Annotated in this window: 29 protein-coding genes; 8 read left to right on the top strand and 21 right to left on the bottom strand. The window is 45.3% G+C overall.

The genetic code is table 11. From position 1 onward, the window contains the following. Window positions 1-12: 12 nt before the first annotated feature. The 4 genes from PR809_RS14215 to PR809_RS14200 are packed head-to-tail and all read right to left on the bottom strand — an operon-like array spanning window position 13 to window position 3,252. Entirely contained in the window at window positions 13-378 is a 366-nt protein-coding gene (locus PR809_RS14215; RefSeq protein WP_102137856.1) for a cupin domain-containing protein, read from the bottom strand. Between the two features lie 36 nt (window positions 379-414). Continuing rightward, entirely contained in the window at window positions 415-1,155 is a 741-nt protein-coding gene (locus PR809_RS14210) for an ABC transporter ATP-binding protein (RefSeq protein WP_102137857.1), read from the bottom strand. Next, on the bottom strand, window positions 1,152-2,171 hold the full coding sequence (locus PR809_RS14205) for a FecCD family ABC transporter permease (RefSeq protein ID WP_206276099.1): 1,020 nt from the start codon (window positions 2,169-2,171) through the stop codon (window positions 1,152-1,154). The genes PR809_RS14210 and PR809_RS14205 overlap by 4 nt, the downstream gene beginning before the upstream one ends. Beyond that, on the bottom strand, window positions 2,164-3,252 hold the full coding sequence (locus PR809_RS14200; RefSeq protein WP_166264383.1) for an ABC transporter substrate-binding protein: 1,089 nt from the start codon (window positions 3,250-3,252) through the stop codon (window positions 2,164-2,166). The genes PR809_RS14205 and PR809_RS14200 overlap by 8 nt, the downstream gene beginning before the upstream one ends. 95 nt (window positions 3,253-3,347) lie before the next feature. Here PR809_RS14200 and PR809_RS14195 point away from each other — a divergent pair, with 95 nt between their 5' ends. Further along, window positions 3,348-4,064 carry a Crp/Fnr family transcriptional regulator gene (locus PR809_RS14195; protein ID WP_102137860.1) on the top strand — a complete coding sequence of 239 codons (717 nt, stop codon included), beginning with the start codon at window positions 3,348-3,350 and terminating at the stop codon, window positions 4,062-4,064. Window positions 4,065-4,102: 38 nt separating this feature from the next. Here PR809_RS14195 and PR809_RS14190 read toward each other — a convergent pair whose 3' ends face one another. From PR809_RS14190 to PR809_RS14160, 7 genes are all read right to left on the bottom strand, one after another. Continuing rightward, window positions 4,103-6,160, bottom strand: coding sequence for a TonB-dependent receptor family protein (locus tag PR809_RS14190; protein ID WP_102137861.1), 2,058 nt, complete (start codon window positions 6,158-6,160; stop codon window positions 4,103-4,105). Between the two features lie 195 nt (window positions 6,161-6,355). Continuing rightward, entirely contained in the window at window positions 6,356-6,955 is a 600-nt protein-coding gene (locus PR809_RS14185; RefSeq protein ID WP_206276107.1) for an ATP-binding cassette domain-containing protein, read from the bottom strand. Between the two features lie 14 nt (window positions 6,956-6,969). Continuing rightward, complete coding sequence (locus tag PR809_RS14180) at window positions 6,970-7,746, bottom strand: ATP-binding cassette domain-containing protein (RefSeq protein WP_102137864.1); 777 nt, start codon at window positions 7,744-7,746, stop codon at window positions 6,970-6,972. After that, window positions 7,740-8,552 carry an ABC transporter permease gene (locus tag PR809_RS14175; protein ID WP_102137865.1) on the bottom strand — a complete coding sequence of 271 codons (813 nt, stop codon included), beginning with the start codon at window positions 8,550-8,552 and terminating at the stop codon, window positions 7,740-7,742. Before PR809_RS14175 ends, PR809_RS14180 begins: the two co-directional genes overlap by 7 nt. Before the next feature lie 2 nt (window positions 8,553-8,554). Next, window positions 8,555-9,517 carry an ABC transporter permease gene (locus PR809_RS14170; RefSeq protein WP_206276098.1) on the bottom strand — a complete coding sequence of 321 codons (963 nt, stop codon included), beginning with the start codon at window positions 9,515-9,517 and terminating at the stop codon, window positions 8,555-8,557. Continuing rightward, complete coding sequence (locus tag PR809_RS14165; RefSeq protein ID WP_229597618.1) at window positions 9,517-11,070, bottom strand: ABC transporter substrate-binding protein; 1,554 nt, start codon at window positions 11,068-11,070, stop codon at window positions 9,517-9,519. Before PR809_RS14165 ends, PR809_RS14170 begins: the two co-directional genes overlap by 1 nt. 240 nt (window positions 11,071-11,310) lie before the next feature. Then, window positions 11,311-12,201 (bottom strand): AraC family transcriptional regulator, encoded by an 891-nt coding sequence (locus PR809_RS14160; protein ID WP_102137868.1) that lies wholly within the window; start codon window positions 12,199-12,201, stop codon window positions 11,311-11,313. Window positions 12,202-12,611: 410 nt separating this feature from the next. Between PR809_RS14160 and PR809_RS14155 the strand changes: the two genes are divergently transcribed. From PR809_RS14155 to ureG, 7 genes are read left to right on the top strand one after another with little or no spacing between them, the layout of a single operon-like run. After that, on the top strand, window positions 12,612-13,448 hold the full coding sequence (locus tag PR809_RS14155; protein ID WP_166264373.1) for an urease accessory protein UreD: 837 nt from the start codon (window positions 12,612-12,614) through the stop codon (window positions 13,446-13,448). A gap of 21 nt (window positions 13,449-13,469) precedes the next feature. Next, window positions 13,470-13,772 (top strand): urease subunit gamma, encoded by a 303-nt coding sequence (locus PR809_RS14150; RefSeq protein WP_004908484.1) that lies wholly within the window; start codon window positions 13,470-13,472, stop codon window positions 13,770-13,772. Between the two features lie 8 nt (window positions 13,773-13,780). Next, complete coding sequence (locus PR809_RS14145; RefSeq protein WP_102137870.1) at window positions 13,781-14,104, top strand: urease subunit beta; 324 nt, start codon at window positions 13,781-13,783, stop codon at window positions 14,102-14,104. 2 nt (window positions 14,105-14,106) lie between these two features. Beyond that, entirely contained in the window at window positions 14,107-15,810 is a 1,704-nt protein-coding gene (gene ureC / locus PR809_RS14140) for an urease subunit alpha (RefSeq protein WP_206276097.1), read from the top strand. 21 nt (window positions 15,811-15,831) lie between these two features. After that, window positions 15,832-16,314: an urease accessory protein UreE gene (gene ureE / locus PR809_RS14135; RefSeq protein WP_206276096.1), complete on the top strand. Its 483-nt coding sequence runs from the start codon at window positions 15,832-15,834 to the stop codon at window positions 16,312-16,314. Window positions 16,315-16,335: 21 nt separating this feature from the next. Further along, window positions 16,336-17,001: an urease accessory protein UreF gene (locus PR809_RS14130; protein ID WP_102137873.1), complete on the top strand. Its 666-nt coding sequence runs from the start codon at window positions 16,336-16,338 to the stop codon at window positions 16,999-17,001. Between the two features lie 9 nt (window positions 17,002-17,010). Beyond that, a complete protein-coding gene (gene ureG / locus PR809_RS14125; protein ID WP_004908472.1) occupies window positions 17,011-17,628 on the top strand; it encodes an urease accessory protein UreG in 618 nt (205 codons plus the stop codon). Window positions 17,629-17,670: 42 nt separating this feature from the next. Here the strand turns inward: ureG and hypE are convergent, their stop codons facing one another. From hypE to hybA, 10 genes are all read right to left on the bottom strand, one after another. After that, window positions 17,671-18,687, bottom strand: a complete 1,017-nt coding sequence (hypE, locus tag PR809_RS14120) for a hydrogenase expression/formation protein HypE (RefSeq protein ID WP_206276095.1) — start codon at window positions 18,685-18,687, stop codon at window positions 17,671-17,673. Next, entirely contained in the window at window positions 18,688-19,800 is a 1,113-nt protein-coding gene (hypD, locus tag PR809_RS14115; protein WP_206276094.1) for a hydrogenase formation protein HypD, read from the bottom strand. After that, entirely contained in the window at window positions 19,784-20,080 is a 297-nt protein-coding gene (gene hybG / locus PR809_RS14110) for a hydrogenase maturation factor HybG (RefSeq protein WP_004257928.1), read from the bottom strand. The genes hypD and hybG overlap by 17 nt, the downstream gene beginning before the upstream one ends. Further along, window positions 20,071-21,111, bottom strand: coding sequence for a hydrogenase nickel incorporation protein HypB (gene hypB, locus PR809_RS14105; RefSeq protein WP_206276093.1), 1,041 nt, complete (start codon window positions 21,109-21,111; stop codon window positions 20,071-20,073). The genes hybG and hypB overlap by 10 nt, the downstream gene beginning before the upstream one ends. Window positions 21,112-21,201: 90 nt before the next feature. Further along, the gene (gene hypA, locus PR809_RS14100) at window positions 21,202-21,543 is read right to left on the bottom strand and encodes a hydrogenase maturation nickel metallochaperone HypA (protein WP_166264365.1); all 342 of its coding nucleotides are present in this window, start codon (window positions 21,541-21,543) and stop codon (window positions 21,202-21,204) included. Further along, entirely contained in the window at window positions 21,536-22,027 is a 492-nt protein-coding gene (gene hybE, locus PR809_RS14095) for a hydrogenase-2 assembly chaperone (protein ID WP_206276092.1), read from the bottom strand. Before hybE ends, hypA begins: the two co-directional genes overlap by 8 nt. Further along, window positions 22,017-22,514: a HyaD/HybD family hydrogenase maturation endopeptidase gene (locus PR809_RS14090; RefSeq protein WP_166264361.1), complete on the bottom strand. Its 498-nt coding sequence runs from the start codon at window positions 22,512-22,514 to the stop codon at window positions 22,017-22,019. Before PR809_RS14090 ends, hybE begins: the two co-directional genes overlap by 11 nt. Further along, on the bottom strand, window positions 22,514-24,217 hold the full coding sequence (gene hybC / locus PR809_RS14085; protein ID WP_195697701.1) for a hydrogenase 2 large subunit: 1,704 nt from the start codon (window positions 24,215-24,217) through the stop codon (window positions 22,514-22,516). Before hybC ends, PR809_RS14090 begins: the two co-directional genes overlap by 1 nt. Beyond that, window positions 24,214-25,401 (bottom strand): Ni/Fe-hydrogenase cytochrome b subunit, encoded by a 1,188-nt coding sequence (gene hybB / locus PR809_RS14080; protein ID WP_102137881.1) that lies wholly within the window; start codon window positions 25,399-25,401, stop codon window positions 24,214-24,216. The genes hybC and hybB overlap by 4 nt, the downstream gene beginning before the upstream one ends. After that, on the bottom strand, window positions 25,385-26,371 hold the full coding sequence (gene hybA / locus PR809_RS14075) for a hydrogenase 2 operon protein HybA (RefSeq protein WP_094961065.1): 987 nt from the start codon (window positions 26,369-26,371) through the stop codon (window positions 25,385-25,387). The genes hybB and hybA overlap by 17 nt, the downstream gene beginning before the upstream one ends. Window position 26,372 lies beyond the last annotated feature (1 nt).

Below are 26,372 nucleotides of genomic sequence, written 5' to 3'. Positions count from 1 at the left end.
CGCACCTCCAAGCTAGTGTGTACAAGCCGTTTCAGGCTCACGTAACATAACTAACAACATTTTTGCGGGCTCTAGCGCATCTACCGCATGAGGAATATTGGCGGGCATTCTGACAATTTCCCCCGGTTTAGCCATCACAGGCTTTCCTTCGATGGTGAGTTGTAAACTCCCTTCAACAACCATTACAATAGCGTCAAAAGGGGCGCTGTGTTCAGATAGCGCTTGGCCTTTATCAAAAGCAAATAAGGTGATATTTCCCCCGCCATTCTTCGCTAATACACGGCTAGCAATCCCCTGTTCAGTATAATTAATTAACTGGTTGATAATCAGCGCTTCTGCGGGTGTTATAGTGTTACTGCTTACTGTGTTATTGCTCATCGTTTTATATTCCTTAATTCAATCGTTTTCATTCAGTTATCTAAATAGCGGAATGACCCCTTGGGTCTGCCGGCCTTGATAATCCATTGGCGTAATTGCGACAGGTAATTGGTACAGCTGTGTCAGGTTTTCTTCCGTTAAAATTTGTTCAGTTTCACCAAATAAACAACCGCTGCCGTTAAATAACAACAGTGAATAATCAGCGATATGCAGCGCATGTTGTGGATAATGACTCGTAAACAAGATAGTCATTCCGCGGTGTATGGCTAAGTCACGTAATACGCTGAGCACACTGTCTTGGTTGGCGAGATCCAATGCGGAAGTCGGTTCGTCAAGGATCAGGATTTCTGGTTCACTGGCTAATGCTCTCGCAATCATGACCATCTGTTTTTCCCCGCCACTGAGGCAGTTAAAGGGTTGGTCCGCAAATTTGCTTATGCCTAAGTACGCTAGGCATTGATCTACAATTTGGTGATCTTTTTCATTAGGTGAGGCATACCAAGGCAGGTGACGAATACGCCCGAGACTCACCATTGTGCGAACAGAATAATGAAACAGTGAACCACTAAGCTGTGGAACATAAGCGACCGGTGCATTCAATAAAATATTGCCCGTTGCCCCTTTTTGTAAGCCGAGTAAGAGCTTTAATAAGGTTGTTTTACCACGGCCATTTGGCCCTAAGATTGCGCCAATACTGCCTTTTGGTTGCCGAAAACTTAAGTTGGTAAATAACTGGCGTTGGGCAATTTTGAAATTAAGGTGTTCAACTTGGATCATAAATCGGCCACCTTTTTATTTAATGTATGGATAAGTAACGCAAAAATGGGGGCGCCGATCAGTGCGGTGATCACACTCAATGGAATTTCTGCATTGGTCATACTGCGTGCGAAAGTGTCAACAGCCACCATATAAATCCCACCAATGACGGCACTGGCAGACAGTAATATTCGGTGGTCATGCCCTACCATTAATCGTGCAATATGGGGAACAATTAGCCCTACCCAGCCAATAGTGCCGGATACCGCTACTGTCGCACTGGTGATCAAAGTAACGCTGAGTAACACCGCCCAACGGGTTCTATTGATTTTCATCCCTAAGGCTTGTGCATTTTCTTCCCCAAGGGACAGCACATTGATACGAAAACGCAGTGCAAAAATAACCAAAACACAGACCAGCACAACCGGAAAAACAATATTGAGTTTGAGGTAAGACGCACTGGCAAAGCTGCCCATAAGCCAGAAAACAATGGTTTGTAACGTGTTGTTTGGGTCTGCAAAATAAGTAATTAACGAAATTAATGCAGCAAAAAAAGCATTAATAATGACTCCAGCGAGGATCAACATTAATAGCTGGCTGCCTTGGCGATTCAAACCAAGTAAAAAAACCAGTACGATAGCCAACAACCCACCGATGAAAGCGAATGAAATGGTGATAACTAAAGAGGAAAATAATAAAATGGCTAAAGCCCCGCCGAGTGCGGCGCCTGATGAAACACCAATAATTTGTGGCCCAACTAATGGGTTACGAAAAATACCCTGCAAAGCCGCCCCCGCAACGGCTAACCCCGCCCCTGCTGTACCGGCTATCAGAACACGTGGTAAACGTACATTCAGCACAACATTTTGTTCTGTACGACTATAGTTCCCCACCATTTCGTTACCAAAAATAGTGTCATAGAGAATATGCCAAACCGCGGAAAACGAAACTGGGTAGCGGCCACAGCTGAGTGCCAAAACAAAAGTCAACAATAGGCAAATAGCGAAAACAAGCCAAAGATATTGGGGCCTACGCATGCGGTTTCCCCATTAAAGAAAGATAGTGTTGGCTACTTTTGTTCATCTCCATTTGCAATATGCCGTCTATTTGTTCATCCGAAACGTCATAGCCATAAAGTTGCTGATATCGCAGGCGAATTTCTTCCCGCAATGGCATTTTCATCGTTTCTGGGTGAAAAATCATTGATAGCCATTGCCAGTACAGTGGGGTTTCTTGGTTTGGTGCATCCCAGATAAAACCACCAATGGGGAGCTTATACACGCGCTGGTTTTTCACTGCAGTGACTTCACTTAACATAGGGTTACGATAAACGTCAGCTGGCGATAACCCCTCTTCGAAATTCCCCAAGAGAATAATGTCAGGATCCCAAACCAGGATTTGCTCAATATTGAGGGTTCTTGGCCCTGTGAGGTCACGGTTTAAACTTACTCCACCCGCTAGCGCAAAATCCGCATTGTTGTGCGATGTTGAACCAAACGTTTGAATGCTTTGATTAAAGTGTGAAAGATATAAAACTCGAGGCTGTTCAGATTCAGGAATTTTAGCGGCTGTAGAGGAGAGTGAGGTCACTACCTCTTGGCGCCACTGGATCATTTTTTGTGCTTTATCATTGTGGCCAAGTGTTTGCCCCATTAGGCGAACCCACTCTTGCGTATAGCGCTCTTGCCCATAATCTAACGTAGCAACAGTCAGCCCCGCATCTCGCATTGGTGAGATAATGTCATCCCCTCGGTGCCCCCATTGCCATACCAGATCGGGCTCGACATTAAGTAACGCTTCAATATTTGGCGTAAAATTATTCCCCACAACATTTGAATTCACCTGTAAAACAGGTGAAAACATTTGGCTTAGCATGCCGTCCCGAGCGGCAACCTTTGCAAAAGGGTGCATTCCGACTAATTTTTCACTGCTTTCATCCATGCCAACTAACATCGAAGCAGCGGGAATTGGGATCACGACAATACGTTTTGCAGGGGCTGATAAATGAATTTCATCACCTGACATATCTGTGAAATCAACGGCTTGTGATGCGCTTGCATTGGCCATCCCACCAATAGTTAGAAAAACAGCGGCTAGTCTAAAAGCATTATTTATCATAGGGTTATTCAGCTCTCTGCTAATATCTCAATTGATAATGTGTATGATTATCATTTATACTCAAGCCATTCTAAGACGACGTAAGTGGATGACCTATGACATTTGTCAAAAACGTTTTCCCCCATACACAATCGCTCAATGCCCTTAAATCGTGCTTGCTGTTTAATGAAGTGGAAGATGAAAAACTGGCATTACTGCTAGAAAATTGTGGCTATATTCGCTTTAAAAGTGGTGAAATTCTGAACCATGAAGGGGAGCCATTCAAACATTGCCCCCTAATGATAAGCGGGCAAATCGAGGTGTACCGCCACACTTATCTGGGCGAGGAAAAAATTTTCGGTTTATTTTGTACAGGGGAAATCGTTGCCATCGCCGCGGTTTTTATGCCGCACAACCGCTATCCGATGAGTTTACGGGCGAAAACCGACGGTGAAGCCTTGCTACTCGATAAACGCGATATTTTGCGGCTTTGCCATGCTTGCCCACAGATTATGGAAAAATTACTCATGCGTTTTAGTAGCAAACTGTATGAAAACATTAACCATATCGATTGGCTAACCTCGAGTTCTGCGGAGCAACGACTAGCCGCTTATATCCTTGATTTAAAACACAAGCAATTAACTTCAAATATTATTTTGCCTTTATCACGAGGCCAGCTCGCGGCTAAATTAGGCATACGCTACGAAACACTCAGCCGGTTGGTTTCTGGCTGGCGGCAAAAAGGATTTATTGATATCGAAAAAGACACTGTGCATATCCATAATGAAAACTACTTAACGCAATTATCTATTTCTGCACAGCGTCCATTTTAGGCATAACGCATTAACCAATATTAATGCGTTATTTATTATTAGAAATTATAGGTTACGCCACCATTCACATTAAACCCCATACCGGGGAATAAGGTACTGTCTTTTGCGGTGACGGTTTGGTTAGCAACCGATGTTGTCGCATAATGTTCATCCGTTAAATTATCCATCGATAAATACACAGACCACTGCTCTGTTGGCTTATAACTGCCTTTAAGTCCCAGTACGGCATAATGTTTACGTTTTTGAATATCAAGGTTGTTTTGGTGGTCAACAGCCATATCTGTTGGCGCCCAATGAATATTCGGTCCAACACTCCAATCCCCAATTTCATATAGCACCTCAGCAGCGACAATATTGCGTGGAATACCTGCGATATAGTTGCCATTATATTCTCCGCCCATAAAGCGAAAATCGTTATAAGTCCAAGAAACTCGGTAATTAATATCTCCCGGCCCTGCGCCAACGCGTCCTGCAAGCCCTGCTTCTAAACCTTGATGGCGAGTTTTCGCGGCATAATTAAACACGCCCACGACAGTCCCTGCACTGTCATAAGTGGTGATATACTCATCTTTAATTTGGCTACGATACAGCGCTAAGTTCCATTTCAACGCATCCGTGATATCCCCTTCCCCTCCAATTTCATAAGTGATGGCTTTTTGTGGTGAAAGTTTCGTCAATTTTCCATTGCTGGAGTTAATAATTTCCCAAAATGTCGCTGGTTCTTCACTCGCACTGATATTGGCAAAGTAGCGCTGACTTTCTGTTGGGCGCCAAATAACACCCGCTTTTGGTGTCCAAAATGTCCAACTTTGGTCTAACGACAAATGACTTTGCCGTTTTTCAACATCACGGCGTGCATGCGTACCTTTGACATCTAAATTAACTGTCACGGTTGGCGTAATATGTAAATCCACCCCAACACTGCCGTAGAGGTTTTCAGCTCGGCCATCATATTTACCTATTTTTGTTTTGTCTGCTGGTGTTCCTTTACGGTTTTGCATTAATTCGGTCTGCAAGGTCATTTGGTCCCAAGCAAGTGCCGTGCGATAAGTAACGGGTTCAGTTTCAATATTATAGGTAAATTGCAGCCCTTCACTGTGGCTGCGGCTAAAGCGATAGTACGCAGGGGTGGTAAAATTATCATGGGTACGAATGTGCCAAACTCCTGCGCCAATCGCTTGGTTATCCACTTGCCAGTCAGAGCGGTTAGCCACTCGCAATTGCTCAACATTACGGTGTGGGTCACGCAACCATACCATCGGGTACACATCCGTTGGGTTATTATTTAGTACCTCTTCGGAAACGGGCCCTGCAACGTCAAAACGCAAGTCTGTCCAGCTCAACCAAGTTCGGTTTTCAAAGTTATCGGTCACATAACCAAAGTTACTGCGTAAAGTTTTGCGTTGAGAAGAAGAATGTTTTCGATAACCATCAAAATGGTCGTAGGTAAAATTAACACGCCCATCAAGTACCCCATCGTCAGAAACACCACCGAATGCCGTTTGCAACCCTTCGCGCCCATGAGAGCCGTACTCATAGCGTAGTCGGCCTTGTTCGTTTCTACCCGTGTAAGAGAGCACGTCCAATTCTCCCCCCAAACTATTGCTCTGTGGGTTCAGACTATTTGCACCGCGGCGTACGCTCACCATCCGCGCATCACGCATTTCTAAGGTACTGATATGAAAACTGCCATCTGCATCCGTTGCAGGTAAACCATCTTGGAGCAGCAACACACCACGGGCAAGCGGTGCACTTTGCACTCCTGAGCCACGAATATTCAAACGCGGCTGGTCAATCCCTCCAAAGAAATTCTGGATCACCAGCCCTGGCTGGTAATCAAGGGCATCTTGTAAAGTCGCAAGGCGAGTCTCTTTTTCGATAACCACTAAATTTGTTCCGCCTGCCACTTTTTCGAGTTTATCTTTTTCTTGCTGTTCACTCGGTACCAAGCGGCTTTGCCCTGTTGAAGACGTGACGATCAGTTTATCTGCTGTTACTGCTGGTGCAGCGAACCCAATTGGTGTCGCCAAAGATCCGATGCCTAAAGTGAGTGCAATACAATGCGCCAATTGGTGCCGTTTTAAACGATAAGACATATATTCACCCCAATAATAGTAATGGTTATCATTTTCATTTGAGGAGTTTAAAATAGAGGATGGGAATTGATATCCCTATGACATTTGTCAAAAATGCCTAGAGTGAACTTCATTTTCAGGTTAATCACACATGTAATTAGCCAAGTGGTACTTTAAGTTACTGTGGGTATCAAAGGATTAATAACCCATTTTATTTCATAGTAGTGTATTCGCAGTCCAAATACGGCTACACACTTTCTCTAATAACGCTTTGTTATGGCTAAAAATAACCATTGCTAGTGGCCGCTCTTCGGATAACTTCACTAACAATTGCCAAATCTCTTTTTGCAAATTAGCGTCTAATTGCGCGGTGACCTCATCAGCAATTAAAATTTTCGTTCGCGGGTCAAGGGCTCGCAGTAACGCAATACGAGCAAGCTCACCACCAGATAACTCACTGGGAAGCCTTTCTAGCCAAGCAGGTTTAATTGAAAAACGTGCTAACCAATGGGAGTCTGGCTGCCAAGCATCAAACAAACTCGCACCGACCTTACGGTATGGGTTAAAACTTTTTTCTGGATGCTGAGGGACTAATTGAATCGGGCAATAGCCTTGTTGAGGTAGCCGTCGCCCTTCAAACAAAATGGTTCCTTGAGATGCCTTTTGCCACTGAGCCAATACTCGGCCCAACGTAGTTTTACCAAACCCACTAGGCGCAGAGATCCCAAGGCGTTCACCGCTAGCGAGTGATAAGTTAAAGCCATCCCACAGCCGCCGCCCACCTTGTTCAATGCATAAATTATTTACTTGTAAAATAGGTTCAGTGATACTCATTTACTTGCCATAAATTGATGTTCCGGTAACGCATTCCACAACGACTGCAGCCATTTTCCACCGCCACCTTGTTGTAGCGTTTGGCTACTTAACACTTCTTCCAATGCTCCGTTACGCAATAAGGCAATACGGTCAGCAAAACGCACTGCCATGGACAAATCATGGGTGACCCATAAAACACCTCGGCCATCGTGGCAGAGCGATTTAATGTTTTCGAGTAGCTGCATGGCATGGTCATCATCCAACCATGATGAAATTTCATCCGCTAAAATATATTGTGCGCAGGAGAGTGTCGCACTGCTGGCAAGTACCCGTTTTGCCATTCCACCAGATAACTGGTTTGGGTAGCTATCCACGAGTGAGCTTTGTAGATTATATTGCTGTAAATGCCGCGCGACATCGTGCATTTTAATGTGCTGACCACTTAACACAGCGGCACGTTCTAATTGTGGGCCGATACGAATTAACGGATTAAGTGCGCTAACCCCTTGAGGGATATAACATAATGCGTTACCACGGTGCTGCGCTTTGTTTTGTTCGGTCAGTTTTTTACCATTAAGGTGAATACCGCCACGACAGCGCATATTATGGGGAAGCAACCCCAAAACACTCTGTAATAACAAGCTCTTACCTTCTCCGCTCCCACCTACCAGTGCAACCATCTCACCGGGCTGAATATCCAAGGAAATCCCTTGTAGTAATGGCGCCCAACGTTTACGCCCTAACCAACGAAATTGCGCGACATCCACGGTGAGATTATCAAGACTCAACATACGGCCCCCTTCAACCATAACTGCTGCAAGGCTTTGGCAAATTGGTCAAATAATAACACTAATCCAACTAAGGCAACGCCTGGAAAAACCACCAGCCACCAAGCTCCTGTGCTGAGATAACGCAACGCATCAGACAATAAAATGCCCAGTGAGGGCTCATGGGGCGATAAACCAAAACCTAAAAAGCTTAATGCTGCGCTGTGTAATACTGCGTGGGGAAACATTAATAACGTTCCTACCATCCATTGCGGCAAAATCATGGGTAAGTAGTGATAGCGCCAGCGATAAAATGCACTATTACCAATACGTTGAGATAACATAATGTAATCTGACTGGCTAACTCGTTGTAACTCCGAACGTAAAATCAAGGCTAGTTTTGGCCAATGCGTTAGTGCAACCGCCCAAATAACCCCCATTTTTCCGCCTCCCAACGTGAAACAAATCAATACCAGCAATAAAAGATGGGGTAATGCCAACATGGCATCAATAATACCACGCACCACATAGTCCATGGCTTTGCTTATTGAAGATAACCCCGCCATGACAAGTGCAATAAAACCACTGGTAATGGCAGCCATAAGGCCGATTTGCAAACTGGTTGCCACACCTTGAAAGGTTCTGGCAAATAAGTCACGCCCTAAATTATCTGTACCAAATAGATGTGCCCACGACGGAGGCAGCCGCCTATCGAGTAAATTCATTTCAATATCATTGAGGGAGAAACCAAACGCATAGATACTGACGATGACCAATAAAAGCAACGAGAAAGCTAACTTAAGCAAAGCGCGATTCGGGTTATATGTCATGACTACCTCATCACTCCCTTATTCACTTTTTTTAGCAAGCTGTCGGCTACCGTATTGCTAAAAAATATTAGCGCAGCACATAACATCACGATCCCCATCAACAAGGGAATGTCTCCACGTAGCCCCGCATCAATCGTCGCCTGACCTAAGCCTGGATAGGCAAAAACTTTCTCTGCTAATAATGCACCGCTTAATAACTCACCAATAGACGCAAACTGTAAACAAATTGCGGGGGTGATGGCATGCTTTAGGACATGAAAGCCTATCATCGACCAGCCTTTATCTCCTTGGGCTTGTGCATAATGAATAAATTCACTGCTCATCACCTCAACCACTTTGGCACGTGTATGCAGTGCGATATTGCCGACGCCTAACATACCCAACGCAATGACAGGTAAAACCAGATGATGAAGTTTTTGTGAAAATGTTGCCGTTTGCTCATCCAAGCCTATCGGCCAAGCACAGCATATCGGCGCCCACTGTAATGTCACCGCAAACAGAGACAACAACAGCAAACCCACCCAAAAAACAGGAATTGAAGCAAGTAAATAGCATAACGTTGAAATAAGTTTGTCTGGCCAGCGGTTTAAATAACGTCCCGCGACCAAACCCAACGCAAAACCAACAACTCCAGAGAACAGCCAAGAGCTAATAAGTAGGGCTAAAGAAGGCACAAGGCGGTCAGCAATCACTTGAATTACTGGGGTGTTATAGAGCATGGAATAGCCAAAATCCCCCTGTAAGACTTGCGAAAACCAGCGCCAGAACTGAACCCACAGTGGCTGATCAAGCCCCCATCGAGCAGCAATGAGCGCATATTGCTCAGGGGGAACGTGCAGTAAGTCATTGCCGATATAGGCTTTTATTGGATCAATAGGCGAGTAACTCAGCAGGATAAAAATTCCTGCTGCCGTTACGGTTAATAAGTAAATAAATCGTAATAAAAGCCCGAGTGCGGTTCGCATTACTGACAGGTCCACGCCCATTCATCGACATTATTTAACACTGACCAAGAGCCGTGAATTTCAGGGGCACTGGTGCCTAAATCAACACAATTATTCAGTAAATAAATATGTTGCAGGTTCATCAACCAAGCCCATGGGGCATCACCTTTAATACCCACCCCCGTGTTACCGTTCCAATCCACTTGTTGCCATAACGGGATCGCTGCGTCTTGGTCAGCTTGCGCTAACGCTTTTTCAATCAATTGATCGACTTCAGCATTTTTATAATAACCCGGGTTGTAAAAGCCAACACCCGCAGCCTTGCTGCTGTAATTATGGACAATTTCCATCGGGTCTAAGCTTCCCCAACCAAACAGTGTTGGATTCGCATGCATATTGAGTTCAACGGTTTCCCAGCTCCCCGATTTTAAGTCCATTTCGATACCAATCGGTTTTAAACTTGAACGAATAGCCTGAGCCAAATCGCGCCGTGTGGTATCGCCACTCGCATACCATAAGGTTAGCTTAGCCACTTTACCGTCTTTTTCCCTTAAGCCATCTTTGTTTAGCGTCCACCCCGCCTCTTCTAAAATAGATTTCGCTTTCTCAAGATCGCCATCTTTAAAAGCGGAGTCTGGGTTATTCCATGGCAGCCCCGCGACGCCGGTATAAGCCGGTACGGCAAAGCCTTCCAATACAGATTCTGCCAATAGTTTACGGTCAAGTGCATAGTTAATCGCTTTACGGACAGCAACATCAGAAGTGATGTCGTTACCGATAGGGTTACCTTGAGCATCTTTCTCACCCGCAGGTGGAATTGGGAAAGAGATACCGCGATTTTCCACACTATAGCGTTCAACCAATTTCATATTTTTCACATTATTGGCATTTGCCGCTACCGCAGCGGGAATACGGACGATTTCCAGTTGATTGCTTTGTGCCGCAGCAAAGGCCGCATCTTCATCAAGGAAAACAAAGACCATTTTACCAAAGGCATTTTTTGGCCCTGCATAATATGGATTTTGCTCAACAATCAGTTGCTGCCCCGGCTGGAATGCGACTAAGCGATAAGGGCCTGCGCCAATCGGGTTATGTGCATAGGTTTTCGCATCATATTTATCGGCACAAACAATCCCTAACGAGCCTAGTACATTCACAAAGGTACTTTGTGGGGAAGATAACGTGATTTTTACGGTGAGTGGGTCAATTTCCTCTGCTTTGGCAAAGTTGCCCATGTCCACCTTACCGCCACTTGCTGCGGCATTGTTATAGGTAAAAACCACATCTTTGGCGGTCAATGGGGAGCCATCGGAAAATTTTAAGCCTTTTTTCAGCTTAAGTGTCCACTGCTTACCATCGGCATTATGTTGATAGCTTTCAAGCATATAGCTATGCCATGAAAGGTCAGCTTTTTGTTTCAGTAATGGGCTATGCAACAGTAGGTAACTGCCGTGGCTCCACCCAAGCATAGGGTCAAAACCTTCAGTCGGCTCTGAGCCAATCGCTAAACGTAAGGTTTGTGATTGAGTAGGTTCCACAGCTTGAGCTTGCAGTGTGAGCCCCATCAGGCACATTGCTGCAACGATATTTTTAATCATACATCCCTCTATAGATAGGTTTTATTTTTTATTTCAAACCACCAATGTCGTTATTTTCATTGATGTCGCTATCGGTGAGATATTTACTAAGTGTAAGGTAGCAAATATGAGTTATATTAAATTTAATGTCTTGATTGCTAGGCGCTACATCAATAGAACAGCGAATTTAATCGAGAAACCGCTAAAATTAAGTCGTTATTTGACCTACCTTAACAACTACTCATCTATTTCTTTGTCAAATTCAATTGGGTTAGAACGCAAGGACAAATTAGTAATAAAATTAGGGTCATTCGACTGCCTTGATTGCAACCGAAACTGGGAAGGTGTCATATTATATTTTCGCTTAAAAACATCACAAAAATAAGCATTGCTACCAAAGCCGCAGCGATGACTAATTTGAAAAACAGAATAGTTCGAAAACGTCAAATAATTCAACGCCATCCCCATGCGAACATCTAACAATAATTGACGAAAAGACACCCCTTCGCGGTTCAAATGGCGGCGCAATGTTGAAGGTGTCGTAAATAACGCTTTCGCAACATCGTCTAAATGCCATTTTTTTTGCGGTTCTTGAGTTATCAAATGGGTAATCGCTTGGTTTTTCGGTTCATCATAATTGAAACGAAAAAGATTCAGAATATCGATACCTTCTTGATATATTGCCATTAAAATAAAATATAGGCTCTGTTTCATTAACAATGCTTCTTGGGATTCACTCTGTTTTTCTAATGGTAAGCATTGTTTTAACAAACTAAAGTTATCTCTCACGGTTTCTGGGGGAGAAATATGGTAAATCGGTTGGTGGCTAGTCAGAGGCGCACCAGACTTCATCAATGTTTTCAGTAATAAAAATACCGCTTGTAATTCTTCTGCTGACATCGACAAGGTGTGTAACTCAAGCGGCTGCTTCACGGTGTTACACACAATATTGCAGGAAACTTGGCTGTATTTAGGAATAATTAAGGTGACATCGCTTTCAATTTCAATGGATTGGCCATTGATCACGATATTTCCTTTCGCGCCAGTTAGCATGGCTATCATCGCGCTTTCAATATAAAACGCTTTTAACACCATTTGGCTTTTCGAAAGAAAGAATTTATATTCCATAATCTCTATAAACTGCCGTTAATGTCAGAATGACTTCCCAAGAAAAGGGATTGTTGAATAGATATAAGGTAACGTCGTAAACATCTCCACCCCATATCAGTGCGGCTGAGAATATAGTCCTGTTACGCTGAAATCGCAATATAGATATACGCTCATTTTTTACTGTTATTTTGATGGTTGTTATATTTTCTAAATAAAATGCTGTTTAATTGAAAGGCAAATTTCGATATAAGGTGTAGAATCGCGCGGCAGACAAATGTAGCTGACAACACTGCATAATAATAATTTTAGTGTTCATTCTCATCCTACCCTACTTGCATTAGCTTTTACATCATAAGTACCCAATTTTTGTTTGGGCTATAGCTAAACATGTTCGCGTATTTTTAGTTGACTGAGTTGCAGGAGAAAGTATGTCTGATTTTTCAGGATCAGGCTGGTTAGCTGAAATCTTTTTACGATATGAACTAAAACGTGGCGTCACCCGCTTAACGGATAAACAACATATCGGCCCTTTAATGGTTCAGCGGCCATTCTACCCCGAGCAAGGAATTGCACACACGTATTTACTTCATCCACCCGGTGGCGTTGTCGGGGGGGATAAACTTCTTATCAATATTGATGTTCAACCACACGCCCATGCGCTATTGACCACGCCTGGAGCGACAAAATTTTATCGTAGTGCAGGCGGTGTTGCACGGCAAGTACAAACCTTAACCGTGGCACCTAATGGGTTCTTAGAGTGGTTACCTCAAGAAAACATTTTTTTCCCTGAGGCGCAAGTTCGCTTAGAGACCCATGTGCGGATCGCAAGTTCATCAAAATTTATCGGCTGGGAAATCCAGTGTTTAGGCCGCCCAGTATTAAACGAGCAATTCGACAACGGTAATATTCGGGGCCGATTGCAGTTTTATATTGATGACAAGCTCACCCTGGCGGAATCTATCTTTATCGACGGTTCTCAAAAACAGTCGGCTGTCATGCGTGAGTTTCCCATGGTCGGTTCTTTGTATATCTACCCCGCCAGCGATGAGTTGAAAGCTGAACTTCAAGATAGCTTGGCCTGTTTTTTCTCTACAGATGCTAGGCCGCTTGAGTATGGGCTAACTGATGTGGATGGTATTTTAGTTTTGCGGCTATTAGGCTCCCAAACCGAGCCAATGATGGCCTGTTTTGCCCATATTTGGCAGGCAACAAGGCAATACTGGTTAGGTTATTGCCCTGAGCCACCGCGTATTTGGGCAACATAAACGTTTTTTTAGGAGCAAAAAATGGAACTAACCCCAAGAGAAAAAGATAAATTATTGCTTTTTACGGCAGGCCTCGTCGCAGAAAGGCGTTTAGCGCGTGGATTAAAGCTCAATTACCCTGAAGCGGTCGCGCTAATCAGTTGTGCGATTATGGAAGGTGCCCGCGATGGCAAAACGGTTGCCCAATTAATGAGCGAAGGCAGAACCGTGTTAACCGCAGAGCAAGTAATGGAAGGCGTGCCAGAAATGATCAAAGACATCCAAGTGGAATGTACATTTCCTGATGGCACAAAGTTGGTTTCTATCCACGACCCAATTGTATAGGAGGCAACATGATCCCCGGTGAAATTAAAGTCAATCAAGCTTTAGGTGACATCGAACTCAATGCAGGCCGAGAAACCCAAATAATCCTCGTCGCAAATACAGGCGACCGCCCGATACAAATTGGCTCTCACTACCATTTTTACGAAGCGAACGAAGCGCTAAAATTTGCACGTGAAGGCACGCTTGGGTTTCGTTTAAATATCCCTGCGGGAATGGCCGTTCGTTTTGAGCCCGGACAGAGTCGCACTGTTGAGTTAGTCGCATTTAGCGGTAAAAGAGAAATTTACGGTTTCCATGGCAAGATCATGGGAAAATTAGAGAGTGAGAAATAATCATGAAAACCATCTCACGGCAAGCCTATGCGGATATGTTTGGCCCAACAACGGGTGACCGCCTACGCTTAGCAGACACAGAATTATTTTTAGAAATTGAAAAAGATTTCACGACTTATGGTGAAGAGGTCAAATTTGGTGGCGGTAAGGTCATTCGTGACGGTATGGGACAAAGCCAAGTAACCAGCGACCAATGCGTTGATGTGATAATCACCAACGCCATTATTCTAGACCATTGGGGCATTGTTAAAGCCGATATTGGCATTAAAAATGGCCGCATTGCGGGTATTGGTAAAGCTGGCAACCCTGACGTGCAGCCGAATGTCGATATCGTGATTGGCCCCGGTACTGAAGTGGTTGCAGGCGAAGGCAAAATTATCACCGCGGGTGGCGTTGATACCCATATTCACTTTATTTGCCCACAACAGGCTGAAGAAGGCTTAGTGTCAGGCATCACCACCTTTATTGGTGGCGGAACCGGCCCTGTCGCGGGCACCAATGCCACGACCGTCACGCCTGGTATTTGGAATATGTACCGCATGTTACAAGCCGTGGACGAGCTGCCGATTAATGTCGGTTTGTTTGGGAAAGGCTGCGTCAGTAAACCCGAGGCTATCCGCGAACAAATTGAAGCGGGAGCAATCGGCTTGAAAATCCACGAAGACTGGGGCGCGACCCCGATGGCTATCCATAACTGCTTGAATGTGGCTGATGAAATGGATGTCCAAGTCGCCATCCACTCCGATACATTAAACGAAGGCGGTTTTTATGAAGAAACCGTAAAAGCTATCGCTGGGCGCGTGATCCACGTGTTCCACACCGAAGGTGCTGGTGGCGGCCACGCCCCTGATGTGATCAAATCGGTGGGAGAGCCCAATATTCTGCCTGCGTCAACTAATCCAACTATGCCATACACCATCAATACCGTTGATGAGCATTTGGATATGTTAATGGTTTGCCACCACTTAGACCCGTCCATTCCTGAAGATGTGGCATTTGCTGAGTCCCGTATTCGCCGTGAAACCATCGCCGCTGAAGATATTTTGCATGATATGGGCGCCATTTCAGTCATGTCTTCGGACTCACAAGCCATGGGGCGTGTTGGTGAAGTGATTACTCGTACTTGGCAATGCGCTCATAAAATGAAATTACAGCGCGGAACTTTAGAAGGCGATACACCAGAAAACGACAATAACCGCATCAAACGTTACGTGGCGAAATACACCATTAACCCCGCTATCGCCCACGGTATTGCCCATGAGGTCGGGTCGATTGGAAAAGGTAAACTCGCGGATATCGTCTTGTGGGATCCCGCATTTTTTGGCATCAAGCCCGCCTTGATCATGAAAGGCGGCATGGTTGCTTATGCCCCTATGGGAGATATCAACGCGGCTATCCCAACGCCTCAACCTGTGCACTACCGTCCAATGTTTGGCACATTAGGTAAAGCCAAATACCAAACGTCGATGATTTTTATGTCGAAAGCGGGGATTGATGCTGGCGTGCCTGAAAAACTCGGTTTGCAGAGCAAAATTGGTCGTGTGGAAGGCTGCCGGAATATTAGCAAGGCATCCATGATCCACAATAGTTATGTGCCACATATTGAGCTGGACCCGCAGACTTACATCGTAAAAGCCGATGGTATTCCATTAGTTTGTGAGCCTGCAATTGAGCTGCCGATGGCACAACGTTACTTTTTATTCTGACCCCGACGAAAGAACCCAAACATGAAAAAATTCATTAAAATTATAGATAACCACCAAGCACCACACACCGAGTTATCTTTGTGTTTGACTATGGATGAGCGCACAAAGAGCCGCTTAAAAGTCACCTTAAGCGATGGCCAAGAAGCCGGGTTGTTTCTGCCACGCGGTACAATACTTAAAGAAGGCGATATTTTAGCCACTGAAGAGGGAGAGTTAGTCACCATCGAAGCGGCAAAAGAGCAAGTATCAACCGTTTATAGTGATGACCCTCTTCTGTTAGCGCGTGTTTGTTATCACTTAGGTAACCGCCACGTACCGCTGCAAATCGAAGCAGGCTGGTGTCGTTATTTTCATGACCATGTCTTAGATGATATGGCTCGTGGGCTTGGTGCGACCGTCAGTGTTGGTTTGGAAAAATACCAACCAGAGCCGGGGGCTTATGGTGGTTCATCCGGTGGGCATCACCACCATCATCACGATCACGATGATCATCATCACCATTAATCATATTTTGGAAGTTTATCCATGTTAGCGGATTTGCGTTTATATCAATTAGTCAGCCCGTCCTTGCCTGTTGGGTCATTTACCTATTCCCAAGGCTTAGAGTGGGCCATTGAAAAAGGCTGGGTAACCACGCCTGAAACGCTAGCAAGCTGGTTAACGGCACAAATGACCCATGCGATTGCGACATTGGAACTCCCTGTTTTACGGCAAATTCACACCCACTTATTGAGTGCTGATATGGAAAAAGTTTCCTATTGGTGTGAATTTATAATTGCCAGCCGTGAAACCAAAGAACTACGGTCAGAGGAGCGCCAGCGCGGCATTGCATTTGCCCGTTTGCTGCCTCAGCTGGGTATTGAGCTTGATACAACCACATTGAGCTGCGTTAAACAAACTCAGCTAATGGCCTTCGCCCTCGCTGCGGTAAATTGGCAGATTGACGTTGAAAAATTATGTGCCGCATATGCATGGGGCTGGCTTGAAAACACAGTGATGTCAGGTGTTAAGCTTATCCCTTTAGGGCAAAGCGCAGGGCAAAACATCTTATTTACCCTTGCTGAACGCATACCCGAGGTGGTCACGCAATCGGCAATCTGGCCAATAGACGATATTGGCAGCTTTACCCCAGCACAAATTATTGCCAGTAGTCGGCATGAAACCCAATACACACGACTTTTTCGTTCATGAGAAAATGCTATGCAAGAATATAATCAACCCTTAAGAATTGGTGTCGGTGGGCCGGTTGGCTCAGGAAAAACTGCATTATTAGAAGTGTTATGTAAAGCCATGCGCGACACTTACCAAATTGCCGTTGTCACCAATGATATTTACACCCAAGAAGATGCCAAAATTTTAACCCGTGCCGAAGCATTAGATGCAGACCGCATTATTGGTGTTGAAACTGGTGGCTGCCCTCACACGGCTATTCGTGAAGATGCATCAATGAATTTAGCCGCAGTTGAAGAGCTCGCCATGCGCCATAAAAACCTCGATATCGTATTCGTGGAAAGCGGTGGCGATAATCTCAGTGCGACATTTAGCCCAGAACTGGCAGACTTAACCATTTATGTGATTGATGTCGCTGAAGGGGAAAAAATCCCACGTAAAGGCGGCCCGGGGATCACGCATTCCGATTTACTGGTGATTAATAAAATCGACCTTGCACCGTATGTCGGGGCTTCATTAGAAGTCATGGAAGCGGATACAGCAAGAATGCGCCCAGTGAAACCCTATGTGTTTACGAACTTAAAGAAAAAAGTCGGCTTAGAAACCATTATCGAGTTTATTATCGATAAAGGTATGTTAAGGCGTTAATACATTTGTTCACCCTATAGGTTTTATCTATAGGGTGCCCAATTAACAAATGCGCGGTAAAGGCTCACTGTGGGGTAAATCTAATAACCTTGATGTACCGAAGATCCCAACTAATTTGACTTGTTTTTGCTCAGTCACACAACCAATCGTGGCTGCATTTTTCCCTAATGGGTGCTGGTGTAGTGCAGCAAGTACCGTATTTTCCGCTTCAGGTTTCACCACAATCACTAATTTACCTTCATTGGCAAAATTTAACGGTTCTAAACCTAATAACTCGCACACGCCTCTAACTGCTGAAGAGACAGGTAAATCCCCCTCGTTTACCGCAATTCCACAGCCGCCGGCTTGGGCAAATTCATGCAATATTGCCGTTACGCCACCACGAGTTGCATCTCGTAATGCACGAACGCCATCAATTTCACGTAACGGGGCGATTAATGGTGTTAATACTGCACAATCACTGCAAAGTTCTGCTTCTAACCCGAGCTGTTCGCGTTGGTTTAAAATAGTGGCTCCGTGGTCGCCCAACGTACCACTGACAATCACTTTATCCCCCACTTGAATATGCTGAGCTCCCCACTGAATATTGGTCGGGATCACGCCAATACCTGCTGTATTGATAAAAATTTTGTCTGCCGCACCGCGCTGTACCACTTTGGTATCGCCTGTCACAATAGCCACGCCAGCCGCTGCTGCCGTTGCAGCCATCGATTCCACAATTAAAGTAAGTTCAGAAAGTGGAAAACCTTCCTCCAAAATAAAGCCGCAAGAAAGATACTTGGGTATCGCACCACTGACTGCGACGTCATTCACTGTACCGCATACAGCCAGTTTTCCAATATTACCGCCCGGGAAAAAAATTGGGTCGATAACATAACTGTCAGTACTGAATGCTAAACGGTCGCCCAATGCGGTCATTTCCGCCAGTGCTAGCCGAGCTTGGTCTTCCCGCTCATTCAACGCTGGGTTAGCAAATGCCTGCAAGAACAACTGTTCAATCAATTGCTGCATAGCCTGCCCACCACTACCATGTGCCATCGTCACCACATGATTACTCATTTATACCTCCCGACGATATTGGTAATAAGCTGCACAAGCGCCTTCAGAAGAAACCATCAGTGCACCAAAAGCGGTTTGTGGCGTACAACGGCGCCCAAACAACGTGCATTCGTTGGGTTTACAGCGCCCTGTTAATACTTCGCCACAACGAGCTAGCGGGTCATCCGCCACTTTATGAGGTTGTACCTGAAAACGCTTCTCGGCATCAAAAAACTGATAAGCTTGAGTTAATTGAACCCCTGAACCTGCAATTTCCCCCAATCCACGCCATTCACTGGTTTGTTTGAGTTCAAAAACTTCTTCTAACGCCTTCATTGCCAACAGGTTACCTTCATCGGCCACAACACGTTTATATTGGTTTTCTACCTCACAACGGCCATCAGCGATTTGGTCAACTAACATGGCTAATGACTGCAAAATATCTAAGGGTTCGAACCCTGTGACCACCAAGGGTTTATGAAAATCTTCGGTAATAAATTGGTAGGGATGCGCCCCGATCACCATACTCACGTGTCCCGGTGCTAAAAAACCGTCAATACGGACATCCGGTTGCTCAAGTAAGCTACGCAAGGTGGGAATGATCGTAATGTGCTGGCAAAATACACTAAAATTTGCTAATTGGCGTCGCTTCGCCTGCTGCAAGGTAATTGCCGTACTCGGCATTGTGGTTTCAAAGCCTAAGCCAAAGAAAACCACTTGCCGATGAGGGTGCTGCTCTGCCAATGCCAAAGCATCTAACGGTGAATAAACGATACGGACATCCGCCCCATTGCGTTTGGCGTCGAGTAAAGACCCCTTTTCCCCCGGCACACGCATTGCATCGCCATAAGTACAAAAAATAACCTCTGGGCGCTGCGCAATTTCGATACAGACATCAATGCGTCCCATTGGTAATACACAAACAGGGCAACCCGGCCCATGAACAAACTCAATTTCAGCGGGTAATAGCTGGTCAATACCAAACTTAAAAATCGCGTGGGTATGACCACCACAGACTTCCATGAGTTGTAATGGGCGTCGTTTCGCTTGGGGTATTTCATTCACCCGTTGATGAATATGCGCCAACAGCGCTTTTGCAAGAACAGGGTCGCGAAATTCATCGACGTACTGCATCTGCCGCTCCTGCATTTAAACCACTAAAATCGCTGACTTCGTGGTCTAGCTGGCTCATCGCGGTTAACGCATCCAAAGTGGATTGCGCTTCTTCTTCATTGATGATACTCATGGCAAAACCGACGTGTACCAATACCCATTGGCCTAATAAATCAGCGGTTTCTCCTTCACAAATGAGGCCAATATTCACATCGCGTTTTACACCACAAACATCCACTTGAGCGAGTTGGTGAATGTCTTCACCAACGGCAACTATTTTGCCCGGAATACCTAAGCACATAGCTGTGTCTCCAACCATGCCAGCCATGCATCCATCCCTTCGCCGCATGTCGCAGACACTTGGATAACTTGGATATTGGGATTCACCTGTTTGGCATTAGCAATACAGGCTTCGACATCAAAATTCAGGTATGGCAATAAGTCAATTTTATTCAATAACATGATATCTGCTGCCGCAAACATATGTGGGTATTTGAGGGGTTTATCTTCCCCTTCCGTGACCGACAGCACCGCCACTTTATGGCGCTCGCCCAAATCAAAGCTAGCAGGACAAACTAAATTCCCCACATTTTCAATAAATAATAAGCTGTTATCGGCTAACTCTAAACGCGCTGTTGCATCGTGCACCATTTGTGCATCTAGGTGGCAGCCTTTTCCTGTATTCACTTGAATCGCAGGCACACCCGTTTCGCGGATCCGCTGTGCATCATTGGTGGTTTGTTGGTCACCTTCAATCACTGCACAATTGATTTTGTCACGCAGCCTTAACAACGTTTCTGTTAACAAAGTGGTTTTCCCTGAACCGGGGCTAGAAACGAGGTTTAGCGCTAAAATATTCTTCTGGTTAAAATCTTCACGGTTATGCTCTGCCAGATGGTTATTTTTATCTAATACATCCATCTCGATTTGTAGCATGCGTTTTTGGCTGATCCCCGGTGCATGGGTACCCGCTTCACCGTGTCCATAATCAAGGTCATGATGTTCGCCAGCCGGTTTAAAACTTGCCTCTGCGGTTTGGTAAATATGTTTGTGCTTATGTTTGTGTTTATGCTTTTTAGATTTGCTTTCAGCAGGTGCGGGTTCATATTGGTGATAGTGGTTGTGAACATCACCTTGATGATAGTAATGGTGATGAATGATCACCGTTTGCCCGTGAGGTTCATGATCATGGTGATGGTCGTGATCATGGCCGTGATGGTGGTCATGGTCGTGATGATGATCGTGACCGTGATGGTGATCGTGAGCATGGCCGTGATGGTCATCACCCTCGATTTTGCGCTCTCCCGATGCACATCCACAAGTACTGCACATAAGTTTCACTCCCAACAGCTAAATTATTAAATTAGATTAATACATAATCCATAGAGTCTGGTTGATACACCTCAAGCTCACCTCAAAAAGCTATTCCACTTCCAACTCTTTGATGCGTAAACGCTCCCCACTTTCCACTTTCAGATTCAACCCCTGACAGCATGGACAAACCGATTGGTGGCTATCTATTTCCACTATTTCACTGCAATCCCAACACCATGCTTGTGCGGGCTGGTAAATAATGTGGAGCTGGCAGCCTTCTGCAACCGTCCCACGACAAACGACGTCAAAACTGAAGCGAAAGGCACTCTCTTCAACACAAGAGAGCGCACCAATTTCAAGCCAAACAGCGGTGACTCGGTTAACTGCATTTTTTTTCGCCTGCTGTTCAATAATTTCTATCGTACTTTGGCATAACGAAACCTCATGCATCCTGCCCCCTTAAGTGGCGGGCAAACAATGCTCTACGTTCAGGTGCTTGAGGAATATTTGGGTCACTCACTGGAAGCGATAACAATATTCGCTGGCAATCATCCGTTAGGTGAATACCTTGTTCTGGTGTCAGTTTCTTTTCTAATGGCGACATTAATGAGCAAGCAAAATATTGGGTCAAGCCGTCTAATTCACCCACGGTATACGTCATTTCACCATAGGGGAGGATTAACCCAACCTTGTCACCGACCACGCGACGAGACCAGTATTGTTCAGGCCCCGGTAGAATAATCGCGCTGAGCATCCAAGGCGTGATCACCACGCCCACCCATTGCCCTTCGAACAGGCCAAACTCACTGGCGTGCACAGGCATAGTCGGATGCAAAAATGACAAATCATGCATCGATTGTTCAGCAACTCGCGTAAATGCGGCCTCAACTAGAGGCCGAGGGTTAGTTTCATAACCTAAGATGTCATCCGGCATGCAAACTCTCTTCTTTCGCTATGATTTCCAAGCCTTCGCTTCGCAAAACCTCAATAACCTTTTGTAAAGCTGGCTCTAAAGCGGCCTGCCCTATTGCCGTCAAACCGATATGCGGTTCGAGGGATCCAGGCACAACGCCAACTAATGTTAGCCGCTGTGGGAATTCATCGGTTAAATGCAAAGCGGATAGCACATCTGATAAACCGAGTTGATGCGGGGAGATTTTACGCGTAAACAGTGCAGGAACTTCGTCATCGCGCAAGACTAAAATCGAGCCAGCCTGCTGGCTCGATAACACAACATCAGCAATGATCAAATGGTCTCTATCTGCCATCGGGCCAATCAATTCCATTCCCGCCGTTCCACCATCTAGCACTTCCACGCATTCAGGCAGGTGATAGCGCTGCTCTAAAGCCTCAACGATGCGTACCCCAATCCCTTCATCGCTCAGCAATATATTGCCAACACCTAAAACTAAAATACGCATTACAGCACCTTAACCTTAGTGACTTCGCCACCTTCTGGGTCAACAATGTGCACAGCACAAGACATACAAGGGTCAAATGAGTGAATGGTTCGCACCACTTCAAGGGGTTTAGCGGGATCAGCGACAGGAGTTCCTACCAATGCTTGCTCATAAGGGCCTGGCTCATCATTGAAGTTACGTGGGCCTGAGTTCCAAGTGGATGGTACTACCGCTTGGTAATTTTCAATTTTACCGTCTTTGATTACAACCCAGTGCGACAATAAACCACGTGGGACTTCCCCAAAACCAACACCTTTAATAGTGGCATTTTCAGGGAATACGGGTTTTACAAAGGTGGTGTAATCGCCTTTTCCTATGTTATCGACCAGCGCTTGCCATTGAATAGACAGAGTTTCATTCAGCACACAGCAGCGAACACTACGTCCGATAATTCGGCCCAATGTTGAATGCAGTTGATCCACACTAATCGTATTGCCTGTCAGTGTTTGGTACAGGTTTACCACATCATTAAAGTGTTTTTCTGTCGGCTCATGTTTTGCCGCTAATTTACACAACAAGTCAGCAAGCGGCCCGACTTCGACGGTTTTATCATAAAAAGTTGGGGCTTTTACCCATGAGTATTTACCGTCATCGTCCCAGCCCGTGTAATCTGGGTTGGTGGTGCCTTCCCATGGAGCCTGTGGTTCATTTTCTTTGTACCACGCGTGTTTGCTACTTTCTTTGATGCCGTTGATCAAGTACTCATCCATATGGCTAGTAATGGGGCGATAAGTACTAAAATCGCTGTTTTCCAGATAACCACCCGGTAATAGGAAACTCCCATTTTTACCGTCCATTGGCATTTCAGGCATACACATGTAATGTTTCGCGCCTTGGCCGACTTCGAGCCATTCAGGGTAGCCCGCAGCAATCACTGCTGCATCAATCTTATACACTTGCTCAATGAAATCCCCTAAACGGTCAATAAAGGATTTTACATACATCAAACGCTCGAGGTTCAGAACCCCGACACCATCAAGGTTAATAGGGTTTGCGACACCACCAACGGCAAGGTTTTGAATATGAGGTGTTTTCCCCCCTAATAACGCTACAATTCGGTTGGCATCTCGCTGACATTCAAGGGCTTGTAAATAGTGAGCTACGGCGATTAAGTTCACCTCCGGCGACAATTTCATCGCTGGGTGCCCCCAATACCCATTGGCAAAAATACCCAATTGCCCACTGGCAACCAGTTTTTTAATTTTATCTTGAACTCGCGTGAATTCTTCTGGGCTATTCAATGGCCACGTCGAAACGCCTTTCAAGATTTCTGCTGCTTTATTTGGGTCTGCATTCAATGCAGAGGTGATATCCACCCAATCTAATGCAGATAATTGATAAAAATGGACTATATGGTCTTGAATGGTGTGCGCGGCTAAAATCATATTACGGATATACTGCGCATTCACTGGCACATCAATATTTAAAGCACTTTCAATAGTGCGTACCGACACAATACCGTGCACCGTGGTACAAACCCCACAAATGCGCTGCATAATCATCCATGCATCACGGGGGTCTTTCCCTTTGACTATCTCTTCCATACCACGCCACATCGTGCCTGAAGCCCAAGCCTTGGTGACTTTTCCATCTTCAATTTCACAATCAATGCGTAAGTGACCTTCGATACGAGTGACTGGGTCTATTGTTATACGTTGGCTCATGCTTTACCTCGGGCCTCTGAATGGCTCATCGTTGTTTTTTTCAATGCTGGAATAACAGGTAATAAGCGGATCAATAAGATATAAGCGCATACCTCTATTGCCACAAAACCTATTGAAATTAAAAGTTCTTCTGTTGTAGGGAAATAGTCATATCCGCCCCCTGGGTTGAATGCAACGAGGGAATAGCTCATCCGCCACATGGCAGCCCCAATCAACATGCTCAAACCGCTTGCATATAACCACCGCGAATCATTTCTCAATGATGGCATGCGGAAAATAATCAATGGGAAAACCATTAATGCAGTTTCTATCCAGAACATCATGGCGTAGAAATCGGTATTGAAGATATGGTGCAACTTGCCCCGATAAATTAGTTCACCGAAACGGCAGACCAAGAACAGCACTAACAATACCTGCAAGATCCGAGTGATACGAACAAACAGCGGCCGTTCATCAGCGCCTTGCCCCCGCAACGCGGCTTGGAGTAATGACCCTTCGAAAATGACGATGGAAAAGCCCATAATGAATGCAGTCAGTAATGAGAGTAGTGGCAGCATTTCATAACTTTGCCAAATAGGGTGGACTTTATACCCCGCCGAAATCATCAATGAACCCATAGACGATTGGTGCATCATCGGCAGTAATGCGCCAAGAGCAATAATAAAAAACATCGCTTTATTCAGTCGCTTTAACGAAACCTTCCAACCAAAGCGCTCACACAGTGCAGGGGCAAATTCCAATGCCATCACACCGATATAAATCGTCATACACACTGCGGTTTCAAACAGCACTGAGTTGGTGTTAAAGAAACCGGGGATGTAGAAATAAGGCAAGTTCCAGTAACGACCTACGTCAATAGTGATAGACAAGCCACCGAGAGAGTACCCGAACAAACTGGCTAATAATGCAGGGCGCACTAACGGGTGATATTCACCTCGGTTAAATACATACACCGCCCAAGCCAGCGCCCAACCGCCACAAGCAAAACCGGTTCCAATCAGCAAGTCAAAAGCAATCCAGATCCCCCAAGGATAGCCACCATTTAGGTCAGAAACTGAGCCTAAGCCGAAGACCAAGCGTTTAACTATCAAGATGACACAAATCAGCACTAAGGGCCCAAAGACCATAATTGGCCAACTGACTAAACGCCCGCCTAGCGGCTGCTCTTTATGATGCGTCGTCATTTGAGTCATCTCCTTCGTGTTTGTCATTCTTGGTATTGCGATACACCAAGAAACTCAGCCCTGCCAACGCGGCCAATGGCAGTACCATGCCTTTGTAAAGCGTGTGCTGCACATATTCAGAACGCGCCCCTGTAGACAACTGCTCCAATTCAGGTAGCCCAAGGTTTTGATATGGCACACCGGAAAGAACAATGACTTGTGTACCACCGCCTTCAAGTTCGCCATAAACATGGGACTCATATTTCGGCACTTTAATCACATTTGGGTCATTGCTGTGTAAGGTTTGTCTTGGGTAGCCGTACTCATCCCCCACTTTGAGTGTTAAGCGTTTTTTGGCTTCCGCGAGTAATTCTTCACGCGTCCCGAAAATTACTGCACCTGTTGGGCAAACTTCGACACAACCGGGCAAACCGCCCTTGTCTAAACGTTCGACACCTTTTTGGTTGCATAACTCGCACTTATGAATTGCACCAAATTTGTCATCGTAGGCATATTTCGGGATATTAAATGGACACGCCACCATGCAATAACGGCAACCAGTACATACGCTGGCATCGTAATGAACAATGCCGGTTTTTGGGTCTTTTTTCAGCGCTTGAACAGGGCAAACCGACACGCAATTAGGGTCAACACAATGCATACATTGCTTTTTAATGTAGGCATAGCCATCTTTTTCTTGGTCTTTATGAACGCCTGTTCCACTGCTCCAAACCTGAATAATATTGTTGGTATAAGGGGTGAGTTTGTCATTATTTGACCAAGTTTGTTCCCCGACCGGGTTACGTTCCGGGTGGTTAATATCTTGGCATTTTGTCACGCACGCCTGACACCCAATACACAGGGTCGAGTCATATAGCATCCCCAAAGAATTAGGAATTGGCGGGCGGTTTTCAGGCCCCGCCAAGCTGGGTGAACTTCCCGCAAGTAATGCTCCCCCAGCGGAGAGTTTAAGAAAATTTCGTCTATTCACG

Source organism: Providencia sp. PROV201 (assembly GCF_028479545.1).
Lineage (GTDB): Bacteria > Pseudomonadota > Gammaproteobacteria > Enterobacterales > Enterobacteriaceae > Providencia > Providencia huaxiensis.
Note: the sequence above shows the minus strand (reverse complement) of the source record. Positions and strands in the feature narration are given on the sequence as shown.

Bases quoted from the DNA above. Each gene is read 5' to 3' on its own strand.
- ureG (WP_004908472.1), top strand. From the start codon at position 17,011: ATGCAAGAATATAATCAACCCTTAAGAATTGGTGTCGGTGGGCCGGTT.
- PR809_RS14195 (WP_102137860.1), top strand. From the start codon at position 3,348: ATGACATTTGTCAAAAACGTTTTCCCCCATACACAATCGCTCAATGCC.
- PR809_RS14130 (WP_102137873.1), top strand. From the start codon at position 16,336: ATGTTAGCGGATTTGCGTTTATATCAATTAGTCAGCCCGTCCTTGCCT.
- PR809_RS14205 (WP_206276099.1), bottom strand. From the start codon at position 2,171: ATGCGTAGGCCCCAATATCTTTGGCTTGTTTTCGCTATTTGCCTATTG.
- PR809_RS14150 (WP_004908484.1), top strand. From the start codon at position 13,470: ATGGAACTAACCCCAAGAGAAAAAGATAAATTATTGCTTTTTACGGCA.
- ureE (WP_206276096.1), top strand. From the start codon at position 15,832: ATGAAAAAATTCATTAAAATTATAGATAACCACCAAGCACCACACACC.
- PR809_RS14165 (WP_229597618.1), bottom strand. From the start codon at position 11,070: ATGTGCCTGATGGGGCTCACACTGCAAGCTCAAGCTGTGGAACCTACT.
- PR809_RS14090 (WP_166264361.1), bottom strand. From the start codon at position 22,514: ATGCGTATTTTAGTTTTAGGTGTTGGCAATATATTGCTGAGCGATGAA.
- hypD (WP_206276094.1), bottom strand. From the start codon at position 19,800: ATGCAGTACGTCGATGAATTTCGCGACCCTGTTCTTGCAAAAGCGCTG.
- PR809_RS14200 (WP_166264383.1), bottom strand. From the start codon at position 3,252: ATGATAAATAATGCTTTTAGACTAGCCGCTGTTTTTCTAACTATTGGT.
- PR809_RS14170 (WP_206276098.1), bottom strand. From the start codon at position 9,517: ATGCGAACCGCACTCGGGCTTTTATTACGATTTATTTACTTATTAACC.
- hybC (WP_195697701.1), bottom strand. From the start codon at position 24,217: ATGAGCCAACGTATAACAATAGACCCAGTCACTCGTATCGAAGGTCAC.
- hybG (WP_004257928.1), bottom strand. From the start codon at position 20,080: ATGTGCTTAGGTATTCCGGGCAAAATAGTTGCCGTTGGTGAAGACATT.
- ureC (WP_206276097.1), top strand. From the start codon at position 14,107: ATGAAAACCATCTCACGGCAAGCCTATGCGGATATGTTTGGCCCAACA.
- PR809_RS14155 (WP_166264373.1), top strand. From the start codon at position 12,612: ATGTCTGATTTTTCAGGATCAGGCTGGTTAGCTGAAATCTTTTTACGA.
- hypB (WP_206276093.1), bottom strand. From the start codon at position 21,111: ATGTGCAGTACTTGTGGATGTGCATCGGGAGAGCGCAAAATCGAGGGT.
- hybB (WP_102137881.1), bottom strand. From the start codon at position 25,401: ATGACGACGCATCATAAAGAGCAGCCGCTAGGCGGGCGTTTAGTCAGT.
- PR809_RS14210 (WP_102137857.1), bottom strand. From the start codon at position 1,155: ATGATCCAAGTTGAACACCTTAATTTCAAAATTGCCCAACGCCAGTTA.
- hybE (WP_206276092.1), bottom strand. From the start codon at position 22,027: ATGCCGGATGACATCTTAGGTTATGAAACTAACCCTCGGCCTCTAGTT.
- hypA (WP_166264365.1), bottom strand. From the start codon at position 21,543: ATGCATGAGGTTTCGTTATGCCAAAGTACGATAGAAATTATTGAACAG.
- PR809_RS14180 (WP_102137864.1), bottom strand. From the start codon at position 7,746: ATGTTGAGTCTTGATAATCTCACCGTGGATGTCGCGCAATTTCGTTGG.
- PR809_RS14190 (WP_102137861.1), bottom strand. From the start codon at position 6,160: ATGTCTTATCGTTTAAAACGGCACCAATTGGCGCATTGTATTGCACTC.
- PR809_RS14160 (WP_102137868.1), bottom strand. From the start codon at position 12,201: ATGGAATATAAATTCTTTCTTTCGAAAAGCCAAATGGTGTTAAAAGCG.
- hypE (WP_206276095.1), bottom strand. From the start codon at position 18,687: ATGAGTAATCATGTGGTGACGATGGCACATGGTAGTGGTGGGCAGGCT.
- PR809_RS14145 (WP_102137870.1), top strand. From the start codon at position 13,781: ATGATCCCCGGTGAAATTAAAGTCAATCAAGCTTTAGGTGACATCGAA.
- PR809_RS14175 (WP_102137865.1), bottom strand. From the start codon at position 8,552: ATGACATATAACCCGAATCGCGCTTTGCTTAAGTTAGCTTTCTCGTTG.
- PR809_RS14215 (WP_102137856.1), bottom strand. From the start codon at position 378: ATGAGCAATAACACAGTAAGCAGTAACACTATAACACCCGCAGAAGCG.